Source organism: Psychrobacter sp. H26, from assembly GCF_059073035.1.
On sequence record NZ_JCACRW010000001.1, the window covers coordinates 1,464,170 to 1,476,838 of the forward strand.

Annotated in this window: 11 protein-coding genes; 4 read left to right on the forward strand and 7 right to left on the reverse strand. The window is 43.2% G+C overall.

The window, feature by feature from the left end:
* Positions 1 to 27: 27 nt before the first annotated feature.
* The 3 genes from tkt to serS all read right to left on the reverse strand — a co-directional run bounded on the left by tkt (position 28) and on the right by serS (position 3,799).
* Positions 28 to 2,025: a transketolase gene (gene tkt / locus AC5JPT_RS05980; protein WP_493857457.1), complete on the reverse strand. Its 1,998-nt coding sequence runs from the start codon at positions 2,023 to 2,025 to the stop codon at positions 28 to 30.
* A 93-nt stretch (positions 2,026 to 2,118) separates the two neighbouring features.
* Entirely contained in the window at positions 2,119 to 2,499 is a 381-nt protein-coding gene (locus tag AC5JPT_RS05985; RefSeq protein ID WP_474726158.1) for a hypothetical protein, read from the reverse strand.
* Positions 2,500 to 2,512: 13 nt separating this feature from the next.
* Positions 2,513 to 3,799 (reverse strand): serine--tRNA ligase, encoded by a 1,287-nt coding sequence (gene serS / locus AC5JPT_RS05990; RefSeq protein WP_493857458.1) that lies wholly within the window; start codon positions 3,797 to 3,799, stop codon positions 2,513 to 2,515.
* A gap of 467 nt (positions 3,800 to 4,266) precedes the next feature.
* On the opposite strand from serS, the gene AC5JPT_RS05995 reads away from it, so the two are divergent.
* Positions 4,267 to 4,926, forward strand: coding sequence for a YcxB family protein (locus AC5JPT_RS05995; RefSeq protein WP_319051247.1), 660 nt, complete (start codon positions 4,267 to 4,269; stop codon positions 4,924 to 4,926).
* Positions 4,927 to 5,205: 279 nt separating this feature from the next.
* On the forward strand, positions 5,206 to 5,691 hold the full coding sequence (locus tag AC5JPT_RS06000) for a Dps family protein (protein ID WP_319051248.1): 486 nt from the start codon (positions 5,206 to 5,208) through the stop codon (positions 5,689 to 5,691).
* Between the two features lie 97 nt (positions 5,692 to 5,788).
* Here AC5JPT_RS06000 and AC5JPT_RS06005 read toward each other — a convergent pair whose 3' ends face one another.
* From AC5JPT_RS06005 to AC5JPT_RS06015, 3 genes are all read right to left on the reverse strand, one after another.
* Positions 5,789 to 6,499: a DUF2057 family protein gene (locus tag AC5JPT_RS06005; RefSeq protein ID WP_493857459.1), complete on the reverse strand. Its 711-nt coding sequence runs from the start codon at positions 6,497 to 6,499 to the stop codon at positions 5,789 to 5,791.
* 103 nt (positions 6,500 to 6,602) lie between these two features.
* Positions 6,603 to 7,406 carry a DnaA regulatory inactivator Hda gene (gene hda / locus AC5JPT_RS06010; RefSeq protein ID WP_319051250.1) on the reverse strand — a complete coding sequence of 268 codons (804 nt, stop codon included), beginning with the start codon at positions 7,404 to 7,406 and terminating at the stop codon, positions 6,603 to 6,605.
* A gap of 358 nt (positions 7,407 to 7,764) precedes the next feature.
* The gene (locus tag AC5JPT_RS06015; protein WP_319051251.1) at positions 7,765 to 8,871 is read right to left on the reverse strand and encodes an AI-2E family transporter; all 1,107 of its coding nucleotides are present in this window, start codon (positions 8,869 to 8,871) and stop codon (positions 7,765 to 7,767) included.
* Positions 8,872 to 9,338: 467 nt separating this feature from the next.
* On the opposite strand from AC5JPT_RS06015, the gene purM reads away from it, so the two are divergent.
* Positions 9,339 to 10,400: a phosphoribosylformylglycinamidine cyclo-ligase gene (gene purM, locus AC5JPT_RS06020; protein ID WP_493857460.1), complete on the forward strand. Its 1,062-nt coding sequence runs from the start codon at positions 9,339 to 9,341 to the stop codon at positions 10,398 to 10,400.
* Entirely contained in the window at positions 10,400 to 11,092 is a 693-nt protein-coding gene (gene purN / locus AC5JPT_RS06025; protein WP_493857461.1) for a phosphoribosylglycinamide formyltransferase, read from the forward strand. Before purM ends, purN begins: the two co-directional genes overlap by 1 nt.
* A 162-nt stretch (positions 11,093 to 11,254) precedes the next feature.
* Here the strand turns inward: purN and AC5JPT_RS06030 are convergent, their stop codons facing one another.
* The gene (locus AC5JPT_RS06030; protein ID WP_493857462.1) at positions 11,255 to 12,628 is read right to left on the reverse strand and encodes an NAD-dependent succinate-semialdehyde dehydrogenase; all 1,374 of its coding nucleotides are present in this window, start codon (positions 12,626 to 12,628) and stop codon (positions 11,255 to 11,257) included.
* Positions 12,629 to 12,669: the final 41 nt, after the last annotated feature.

Sequence of the window (12,669 nt, forward strand, 5' to 3'; positions counted from 1 at the left end):
TCTTAAACACTAACTAAGTCAGGTTTATTACACCAAACTATTTACCGCTTCAACCACTGCATTAGTCGTGATACCAAACTCTTTATACAAGTCACTTGCAGGAGCAGATTCGCCATAAGTGGTCATGCCAATGACTTTGCCATCTAGACCAACGAACTTATACCAGTAATCTACATGCGCGGCTTCTACTGCGACGCGAGCACGGATATTGGCAGGCAATACCGTTTCGCGATAGCTAGCATCTTGCTCCACAAAAATCTCAGCACATGGCATAGATACCACACGGACGCCAACACCATTCGCGCTAAGCGTCTCGTACGCTTCCATCGCTAGGCCAACTTCTGAGCCTGTCGCGATGATTATGGCTTTTAGCTCGCCTTGTTCTTTTGCCAGTACATAGCCACCTTTGGTGATGTTCGCTACTTGCTCACTATCACGTGCTTGATGTGGCAAACTCTGACGACTAAAGATCAATGCTGATGGGTTGTTTTCAGACTTAATAGCTTCTACCCAAGCACTGGCAGATTCAGTCGCATCACACGGACGCCATGTACGTAGGTTTGGCGTGGTACGTAGGCTAGTCAACTGCTCAACGGGCTGATGCGTTGGGCCGTCTTCACCCAGACCGATAGAATCGTGCGTATAGACATGGATGACGCGCTGCTTCATGAGTGCGCCCATGCGTACCGCGTTACGTGCATATTCCATAAACATGAGGAAAGTCGCTACGTAAGGGATAAAGCCGCCATGCAGTGCAATACCATTGGCAATCGCGGTCATACCGAATTCGCGTACGCCGTAATAGATGTAGTTGCCGTCGCTGTCTTTCTCGATGCCTTTCGCACCTTTAAATAGCGTGAGGTTCGATCCTGCGAGATCCGCTGAACCGCCTAATAGTTCTGGCAATAATGGCTGCAAGCTATTAATAGCGTTTTGGCTGGCTTTACGGCTAGCAACATCACCACCCGCTTCTTGAGTTTGCTGAATATAGGCTTGCGCTTGGCTAGCAAAGTCAGCAGGCAATTCGCCATTTAGACGACGTGACAATTCTGCAGCAAGCTCTGGATAGGCTTTTTTGTACGTTTCAAAGTCTGCGTCCCAGTTCTTTTGTTGTACATCACCTTTGGCTTTAGCATCCCACGCTTCATAGATTTCATCAGCTAATTCAAATGGCGCATGTTTCCAAGATAGCGCATCACGTGTCAAGGCGATTTCATCATCACCTAACGGGGCACCATGACTGGCCGCTAAACCTTGTTTGTTTGGGCTACCAGCACCGATCGTGGTTTTACAGATGATTAGACTTGGCTTGCCAGTCTCTGCAATCGCTTGCTCAGTCGCTTGGGTGATGGCATCAGTATCATGACCGTCAACTTTGATAACTTGCCAGCCATACGACTCAAATCGTGCTTCAGTATCATCGGTGAACCAACCTTCAACATTACCATCGATTGAGATACCGTTGTCATCATAGAAGAATACAAGTTTGCCAAGACCTAACGTGCCAGCGAGCGAGCACACTTCATGACTGATACCTTCCATCAAGCAGCCATCACCTAAAAATGCGTAGGTATGATGATCGACAACGTTATGACCGTCGCGGTTGAACTGAGCCGCGAGTGTCTTCTCTGCAATCGCAAAACCAACCGCATTAGCAATGCCTTGTCCTAGCGGACCAGTCGTCGTTTCTACACCAGGCGTGTAGCCAAGTTCAGGGTGACCTGGGGTTTTTGAATGCAGCTGACGGAAACCTTTAAGGTCATCAACGCTCACATCGTAACCTGATAAATGTAGCAATGAATAAATAAGCATCGAGCCATGACCGTTTGACAGTACAAAGCGATCACGGTTGTGCCAATTAGGATCAGCTGGATTGTGCTTCAAAAATTTGCGCCACAAAACTTCGGCAATATCAGCCATACCCATTGGCGCACCCGGATGTCCAGAGTTGGCTTTTTGAACCGCGTCAAACGACAGTACACGGATGGCATTGGCTAGTTTACGTTCGTTAATTGGGGTGGGCATAGCGTGTCCTAAGATTGAAGGAAAGTTTATTGGATTAAAAAAGGTTGTTGAACTGAATTTGCTTAGATATCTAAATAGGTGGCTCATTATAAACTAAGTAGCAACAATTTTCCCTGTTACTCCTAGTCCACAACTTGATCGGGTCACATAATAAAAAATCAATTGATCATTAACGACTTCAATATAGTGCTTCTCAAATTCTTGATAGCAAACATGCTCAAGCCATTTCTCCTCTAAATAATCTGCCATTTGCTGATAGCTTACGTTATTTGCAAATTTGCAGCATAACGTAAGCATGCAATTCGTCTCATCATGGCGTTCTTGATAAAGAAAATCACAACCAACATTATTTTCCATACAACAGAAAGATACATTGGCATCTATTTCAAATCCTAACAAGTCGTCGCCTATACTTTGGCCATAGATGAGAAATTGTGAGTAATTTAGCTCATCAATTATAGACAAAGTATTCATGATGTCATTACTCTCAGATTTCAATGCGCTCAGCACCGCCCATAAACGGACGTAATACTTCTGGAATCGTAATGCTGCCATCAGCGTTTTGATGATTTTCCATCACGGCTAGTAGTGTACGACCAACTGCCAAGCCTGAACCGTTTAGGGTATGCGCTAAGCTGGTTTGTTTGCCATCTTTAACACGGGTACCCATACGGCGCGCTTGGAAATCACCACAGTTAGAGCAGCTAGAGATTTCGCGATAAGTGTCTTGGCTTGGTAACCATACTTCAATGTCATAGGTTTTTTGTGCGGCAAAACCCATATCGCCCGTACATAGCTGTACAGTACGGTATGGCAACTCAAGCTGCTGCAAGATATATTCGGCCTGTCCTGTCATTGCCTCTAACAGGTCATCGGACTGTTCGCTAGTACCGACATTGACCATTTCAACTTTTTCAAACTGATGCTGACGAATCAGACCGCGCGTATCACGCCCGTGCGAGCCCGCTTCACTACGGAAACATGGTGTATGCGCGGTGAATTTCAATGGTAGCTCTTTGATATCCAAACGCTCGCCGCGCACCAAGTTGGTCATTGGCACTTCAGCGGTTGGAATGAGATAAAAATTCATTTCATCGTTATTCGTGTGATTGCTGAGTTTAAACAAATCATCTTCAAACTTAGGCAGCTGTCCTGTACCTTTGAGACTGTCTGAATTCACAATATAAGGCACGTACGTTTCAAGATAGCCGTACTTCATGGTATGGGTGTTAAGCATAAATTGGATTAATGCACGATGCAATTGTGCGAGCTTCCCTTTAAGCACGTTGAAACGGCTACCAGTCAACTTAGTCGCTGCTTCAAAATCCAGCATACCAAGCGTCTCACCAATATGCGTATGGTCTTGAATCTCAAAATCAAACGTACGCGGCGTGCCCCACTGACGCACTTCTACGTTATCGTCTTCTGACGTACCCACTGGCACATCTGCCGCCGGAATATTTGGAATCTGTAGCGCTGCTTGAGTGATGCGCTCTTGTAGCGTACGTAGCTCGTCTTCCGCAGCTTTGATCTCACCACTAACGCTTTGCATCTCAGCCAATAGCTCACTGGCATCTTCGCCTGATTTTTTTAGAGCACCTACTTGCTTAGCACCAGCGTTACGGCGCGATTGCAACTCTTCAGTTTTAACTTGTAGCGACTTACGCTCGTTTTCAATCGTCTGCCAGAACGCCATATCAAGCTCATAACCACGGGTGGCTAGCTGCTGCTGTAGGTCGCTCAAATCGCCGCGTAAGAGTTTCGGATCAATCATAGTAGTTGCCTGTAACACTAAAGGTGAATAAAAGGTTTATTAATATAATAGTTGCCCAACGTCTCGCTATCACTGTCTTTGTGACAACGGGCTATGGCGTTATGTCTTGTACCAACATATCTTGTAGCCGCTATAATACCAAGACCCAGCAGATTTGACCATGTTTTGGTCATTTTTGGCGGCTGTAGGTTTATTTTTGAGCGACCATTTCCGTTATGGTTAGCAGGTTGCATTTGTCTCAGGATCATATTCAAAGGTTTGACCGACCTAAACGCCCCTCGCTTACCCTTATAAAATCGTTAATATTACCCCTATCAGCGAACAGCCTTGCTTATATGTTTCATTTAAGAGTACTTTTCGGTAAGATAAGCGCATACCTTTATTCGCCTCCAGCCAAGTGGCGCATCATAGCTCGGCTTTGGCGATACAAACCCAACACTTTTAACACAAGTATTTGAGAAACCTTTATGGCCCTGTACCCTTACACGCTCCAACCTGTCGCCTTAAATCTGACTGAGGCGGAATTTCACCAAGCACAGTATGAACTGTTTGCCAGTGCCAGCCCTTCTTTTGGTTTATCAAGCTTTAAGACCAAAGAATGGATCATTATGGCAGTGGTTGTGATACTTGCCATTGCAGGACTCATCTTTGTGACCGGCTACTCAACCATTATATTTTGGTTAATGCTCGTTGGTGTAGTGATTTATCTATTGGCTCGTACGTTGGGTTTCAAATGGTATGTAAAAAGAGAGTTTGAAAAACAAGTCGCCGATCAAGAAATGCCAGATGAGATGCGTCAGATGAAGCTGGGTGTACAAAAGCATGGTTTAGTTATGGCAATGCCAAGCAACCAACCTGATATGATGAAAAACTCACAAATGCGCGGTATGCAGATGCGTGCAGGCGCAACTCAACAAGCCGTTATTCCTTGGACTGCTATCAAAAGCTGGGATGAGACTGACGACTATATCTTTATGATGTTTGAGTTGAAAGGTCAACAAGGCAGCCAAATCGTACCGAAACGCTTGCAAGCGCAGAAATTTCCAATCGACACTGTTCGTCAACATCTACAAGAAGTGGTTCCTGTGAAAGGATTGAACCCTGAAAACTTGCAGCCACCAGCATAGCTGTAATTAGGATTCTCTATCGTTTAGAAAAACGATAAAGAAATTTGATTTTACTTTTATAAAACCAATCGTAAAATTGCATTTATTAAATTTAACTTATTAATGATAGTTTGCTATTATTATAAGCATCAAAAGAAGACAGACATAGAGAAACAGCTGGTATGAACAGTGATTAGTAGAATTGAATCACTTTTTTTATCAACCTGATCTCTATTGATTTAAGCTACCAAAACTCTTCTTTATTACGTATCACAACACTCACATTATAAGGATAATACTATGAGTAATTCTAACAATGCTACTAACCAGATCGGCTTAGAAAAAGCAGACATGAGCGAAGTTATTGCGCAACTGAACAACCTACTATCAACATACCATGTATTTTATTTGAACGTACGTGGCTACCACTGGAATGTAAAAGGTGAGCACTTCTTTACGTTGCATCCTCAATTTGAAGAGCTATATACTGCTTTACAACTACAGATTGATGAGATTGCTGAGCGCATCCTAACATTAGGCGGCACACCACTTCACGCTTATAGCGATTTTTCTCAGCATACTAGCATCAGTGAAGACAAAAACGTTAAAGATGGGACAACTTGTGTAAAAGGCGTAGTAAATGGTTTGCAAGCCCTAATCACTGAACAGCGCCAAGTGTCTTCTCTAGCAGCAGAAAGCGATGACCAAGGTACAGCTGACCTTGTAGATGCCTACGTACAAGAGCAAGAAAAACTGGTGTGGATGTATAATGCATTTTTGGGTTAGTAATGATTAACTCTCACTAAATGACTACCAAAACCCAGACAATAAAAAAGCACCCTACGAGGTGCTTTTTTATTGTCAAAATTATGAAAGAAGAGATCTATTTTTGCATCCATTGACGCATTTTCTCACGTTCTGCAGGCGTTGCTTGTAGCCAAATTTGCATAAATGAGTCTAATGTATTGGTGGACGTATTTGCGCTCACAGCTGGCTGGATAGCTGTAGTCATTGTACTTGTATTAGCAGCGTTGTTGGTTCTTACAACTGGCTGATCCAATGACGCAATCGCACGCTGGTTCTGTAGCTCAGCATCGCCTGCACCGCCGAACACACCACCTATTGCTTTACCAAGACCTGAAAATAGGCCGCTTTTGTTACCAACCATGCCTTGCTGGCTGGCGATAACCGTATTATTTTGCTGTATAGCAAGCGTTGGTTGATCGGCATAATCTTTGGCTGCCTCATAGTCTTCTGGCTGATTAGGCATGGTCAAACGATACGTTTGGTTATCAGCCAGTTGTGCGGTCACACTAACATTACCTGAACGCAAGTAGTCATGCTCATCACGAGGTAAGTTATATAAGCGGTCGTATTTGGCCGTGATTGCGTGTTGACCTGGCTGGAGTGTAAATGTCTTCGTTAGTGGCTGAAACGCACTCTGTTTGATTTCCTGTCCATTAATGGCAGTGACTTTGATATTGTCATCAACCAATACTGTCACTGCTGCCTGTGACATCATAGAGACCGAAGTGGCACCTACCAATAACGACCCGATAGTTAATTTTTTTAGCAAAGAAATATTCGATTTCATAAGGCATTCCATTAATAGTAAAAGCATGTTGGATAAACAATTCGTATTCTTACGGTTATTCGTGTTCTGACTGCTAAAATTCTGACTACCAAAATTATAAATACTAAAAATCAAGCGGCATCGTATGTTGATCTTGATCCGTTGTCTCGTTGTCTACTTGTGTCTCTTGAGCGATATCAGCAAGCTCTGCTGCAAGCGTCTGCTCATCGATCGTTTTGAGCGCATCACTTATCACTGCTTTTGATATATTGCTACGTCCAAGATTAGAGAACATTGGCTGAATGTAGTTGAGCACGTCCATCATCGCACCAATCCGGTGTGGCCCTTCTGTCAATAAATAATCAATGATTCGATCATCAAACTGCCAACCGCGTCGACGCAAGATAGACTGTAGCAACGCTTGCCTGTCTGCCAAATCATGCCCAGTAGGCACCTTAAAGGTAGGCGCTTGTGCCAGACGCGTCAACAAGTCCCTCAATTGAAAGGGTAAATCATCAGCAGGTTTATTGGCAGCAAACAACAGCTGACGCTGTCCTTCGCGGCTACGATTGATCAGATGGAATAAGGCTTCTTGCCATTGACTGCTTTGCTCAAGCACTTCTAAATCATCGATAGCAATAAGATCAAAGTTTTCTAAAGAAGATAGTACATGGACATCGGTATGAATCAACTCATTAAGCGACAAGCAGATTGCTGACTTGTCCATCTCAATAAACGATTCGCAAATAGCAGAAAGCAGATGAGACTTACCTGTGGCAGGGCTACCAAACAGATATAGCTGACCAATCAGGCCGACATGTAACTGCCGTACTGCATCAATAATAGACATCCAACCAGGACCGGCAAAGTCGCTGAGACTTGCATCATGCTTAATGTCCAGATTGAGACTTAGCTGTGCTTCTGCCATGAATCATCAACTCGTGTTGCGTAGCGCAATATAAAAGTACAATAGAAAAAGGATAAACGGCTTTAACACTACATTAAGTGCTATCAGCGCCATCCGGTATAAATGTATGTGATAAATATAGTTTTTTGGTAGGTCAATTCAATGACTAAAAACCTAGTGATGAAAAGCCACTGATGAAATTCAATCTTTATGAAACAATTATCGTGGCGACTGATACTATCAACACTGCGCCTATATATAACATATTTGCAAAATGACTGACAAGTCTTTTACCTACTCAGCCTTTTCGTTGACTGCTCCATTATAACGTTGTGAGCATTTACACCCTATTTATCCAGAACATCCAACGTTATAGTATTTACTTCTTTTCAAACAACGCCAGCTGCTTGCGACCTCTATAAAAGTCAGTCGTACGATAATGGGCATACAAATGGCGGAACAATACATTCAAGACAGCAGATACAGGTAGCGCAATTAACATACCAACAAAACCCAATAAACTTGCCCCTGCTAATACCGCAAATATGACCCATAGTGGTGATAGTCCAATCTTATCACCTAATAGCAATGGTTGCAGAATATAGCCTTCTGCGGCTTGTCCAACCAAGAACGCCCCAACAACCAATGACAAATATGTCCAGTTGAGCCCAAACTGAAATAAGCAGGCAATGATAGCGGCGATAAACCCTATACCAAAACCTAAGTAAGGCACAAAACTAGCGATACCGGCTACCATACCGATAATAAGACCAAGCTCCAACCCAATGAGCTGTAACTGTATCGCATAAATAGCACCCAGTAGTACCATCACCAACAACTGACCTTTGATAAAAGCCATCAATGCTTGATCACATTCTTTTGCGATACCAATGACTTGTTTGCAATAAGGTCCTGGTATTGCCATCTTCCACGTATGCAAACGCTGATCCCAATTAAACAGGAAGTAAAAGGTCAAAATCGGCACCAATACAATAAGGCCTGCATTGTTAATGAAATTCATACTTGACGTTAAAATTTGGCTCATCATGGTACTGGCATCAGCAAACTTATAGTTCGTTTGCATATAGTCAACCAATGTATCAGAGAACTCTTTAGACTGTAATTGAGGCAATTGGACACGAGTATTGCTATTAAACCACTCTCGCACAACTTGGTTGTACCAATTAAATATCTTAGGCAGATAATCCCAGGCCGCTTGCAGCTGACTCCATAATGTCGGTATCAACCACCATAATAATAGCGCCATGCCCAATGTGATCGTCGAGTAGACAATAATAATCGCAACCCACCGCTTAAGATATCTCGATAGCCGCTTTACTAAAGGATTAAATAAGTAAGCGAGCATAAAGGCAAAGATGAATGGCACAATCACAGGCAGCATTAGATATAAGAGGAATACAGCCACCACCAGAACCACGACAATGAATAAACGTCGAAAAAAAGGATCTATTGACTGATTCATCATGCTGGATGCTCCTATTATTAAGCGGGTTTGAGATAGTGACAAAGCGTGAGACAACAGCGATTTATTAAATGATTGAGTACTTTTTGGTCAAAGAACTCGGTATGTAATCGACGAGCATCTTTAACAAGATTTTTTTGATATGGCTGTGTATTCTTTGGTACTCATCGACTGACATACTAATGATACTTAAATCATCATTTAGACAATCATTAGCAATAAATTTAGCGTTCTATTATCGCAGAATCCAACGAAGAATCAGTCATTTTTTGTTTCTTAGCAACTTATTTGCCACTTAATGCAAAACTTAGCCAAATATCGGTAAGTTGCTTTGCGAGTGCGGTCTATTTTTGGGTATAATGCGCCCACTGTTTGTAAACTTTGCCTTTAAACTTTATAGCGCTGATTGTAGCGTGATTGACTCCCTTACTTTTTAATCCCAATTATCTACCCCCAACTGTGAGATGACTATGAGTGACAAGCCTTCTTTAAGCTACAAAGACGCCGGCGTTGATATCGATGCAGGTGATGCTTTGGTTCAGCGTATCAAGTCCGTTGCAAAAGCCACTACTCGTCCTGAAGTCGTGGGTGGACTTGGCGGTTTTGGTGCGTTATGCCGTATCCCAACAGGTTATACCTCGCCACTATTAGTTTCTGGTACTGATGGCGTGGGCACCAAACTAAAACTAGCATTACAACTCAACCGTCATGACACTATTGGTATTGATTTGGTCGCGATGTGCGTCAATGATCTATTGGTTTGCGGTGCAGAGCCATTGTTCTTTTTAGATTATTATGCAACTGGCAAGCTGGATGTCGATGTTGCGGCGACGGTTGTGACTGGTATTGGTGATGGTTGCAAACTAGCTAACTGTGCGCTCATCGGTGGTGAAACTGCTGAAATGCCAGGTATGTATCAAGATGACGACTATGACCTCGCTGGATTTTGTGTGGGCGTGGTTGAAGAAGCAGAAGTCGTCACCGGTGAAAATGTCGCAGAAGGTGATGTACTGATTGCACTTGCCTCAAGTGGCGCACACTCAAACGGCTACTCACTGGTACGAAAAGTTATCGAAGTTAGTGGCATTGACGTGACCAATAGCGATGAGCAATTAGATGGTCAGCCTATTCAAGACGCTCTCATGGCGCCTACTCGTATCTATGTAAAAGCCATCAAGGCGCTACAAGGTACCCTTGGTAGCTCAGCGCTTCATGCGATGTCACATATCACAGGTGGCGGCTTAACAGATAACTTACCACGCGTATTGCCTGATGACCTAGCGGCTAGCATTGATACAAACAGCTGGCAGTTCTCAGAGCTGTTCACTTGGCTACAGACCCAAGGTAACATCGCGCAAAGTGAAATGTACCGCACATTCAACTGCGGCGTTGGTTTTGTCATCGTGGTTCCTAAAGACAAAGCAGAAGCAGCTATCAAGATATTGACTGACGCTGGTGAAAACGCTTGGCAATTGGGTGAAATGATCAAACGTAGCACTGATGACCAAGCGGATGCGGTGGTATACCGTTAATGTCTATTGATCAGACAAGCCAGCCTATCAAGCCATTACGTATTGCTGTTTTGGTATCAGGGAGTGGTAGTAACCTACAAGTGCTGATAGATGCTATTCAAGCAGGTGCGCTACCGATAGAAATTGTCGGCGTCATTAGTAATCGCGAAGATGCTTATGCATTGACACGTGCTAAAGATGCCAATATTCCAGTTGCTGTTTTGTCGCACGTTGCGAGTGGCAAACGCATGGGCATCAAGACCTTTGAAGCCCATGCCAATGAGCAGCTTGTCGCATGGCAACCAAATCTGATTGTTTTGGCTGGATTTATGCGGGTATTGAGCGGTTCATTTATCGATAATGCGCCTGCATCAATGATTAATTTACATCCATCTCTACTTCCCGTTTATAAAGGTTTAGATACTCATAAACGAGTCATACAAGCGGGTGATCGTTATCATGGCTGTAGTATCCACAAAGTGACAGCCGAGCTGGATGCAGGTCAAGTGCTGACGCAAGCAGTACTAAGTGTCGGTAACAGTGATACAGCGGAGTGTTTACAGTTACGGGTACAGAAGCTTGAGCATCAGCTACTACCGTGGACGATATTACTACTGGCAAAGAATGTATTATCCCTTGAAGCAAATGATACTTCATCACAAGCTAAGCAATATTTACCAACCCTACCATTGCAATTACTCATTGACGAATAAGAATGTTGGTGCATTGATATATAATAATATTAATTACTTGAGCTATTACTTTTGCATTACATAACGAAAAGCCCAGTCACTCACTATGAGTAACTGGGCTTTTTTTGATGACCATTTACAAACTAAATCATAAATGATCGCTTATCACGCTTACACGGCATTTTAAAATACGTGAACTGCTTTAATGTTTACAAACTCTTTGATACCAAATCCACCATGCTCACGACCATAGCCTGAGTCTTTCACACCACCAAATGGTAGTGCAGGATTTGCTAAGCCATAGCCATTGACGTAGACCATACCTGTATCGAATTGCTCACGGGCCAAGCGCACTGCTTTTTCTTCGTCTTTTGAGAATATTGCGCCGCCTAGACCGTAACGACTGTCGTTAGCAATACGCATTGCATCGTCTTCATCTTTCGCACGAATTAGTGATGCTACAGGGCCAAATAATTCGTCGTCGTAGGCAGGTTGGCCTTTCTCGACATTTTCTAAGATAGTTGCTGGATAGAAGCTACCTTTACCTTCTGGTACTTTACCGCCAACAGCAATCGTTGCACCTTTTGCTACGCTTTGTTCTACTTGCTCATGCAACTGATCTCGCAAGTCTGCACGTGCTAATGGACCGATGTCTGAACTGTCATCCATTGGGTCACCAGATTTGGTACCTTCAAACTTCTCTACGATACGCTTGCGAAATTCATCATATACGCTGTCAACTACAATGAAACGCTTCGCTGCTACGCAAGTTTCACCATTGTTGATCAAGCGAGCTTGAGTACAAGTTTCCACAGCGGTATCTATGTCTGCATCTTCTAAAACGATGAAAGCATCGTTAGAACCAAGCTCTAATACAGCTTTTTTGATTGCTTTGGCTGCTTGTTGTCCAACGATACGGCCGGCATCATCACTACCAGTCAGCGTCACACCGCGTACTTTATCGTTTCCGATTAGCTCTTCTGATTGATCATGATCAATCAAGATAGTGCGGAATAAATCATTCGGTAATTCTGATTCATGAAGAATCTTTTCGATCAATAAACCTGAGCCAGTGACGTTAGAAGCATGTTTTAGCAATACACTGTTACCAGCCATTAGGTTAGCAATCGTATAGCGGAACACCTGATACGCTGGGAAGTTCCAAGGCTGCATACCATAGATGATACCAATCGGTTGATAGGTCACAAGACCTTTTTTCATACCTTCGATATCACGTACATCATCAGCTAAAGAAGCAACACCGTTTTCAGCTGTGTAGTCGCAAATCGCTTTGCACAGACCTAACTCTTGTACGCTTTGGCTATATAGCTTACCGCGCTCTTCAGTCATGAGCTTAGACAGCTCTTCTTTATACTCCATCAGTTTGTCACCGATAGTTTTGATAATACGTCCACGCTCTTCGTGGCTCACAGTGCGCCACTCTAAAAATGCATTATGAGAAGCCTCAACGATTTTGTTGACTTCTTCATTGCTCATGTAGTCGTAGTTTTTTATGTCTTCACCAGTGGCTGGGTTTACAGTAGTAATATCTGACATATTATTGTCCTTGTTATTTGATTTTATGTGTTTGTATAGTT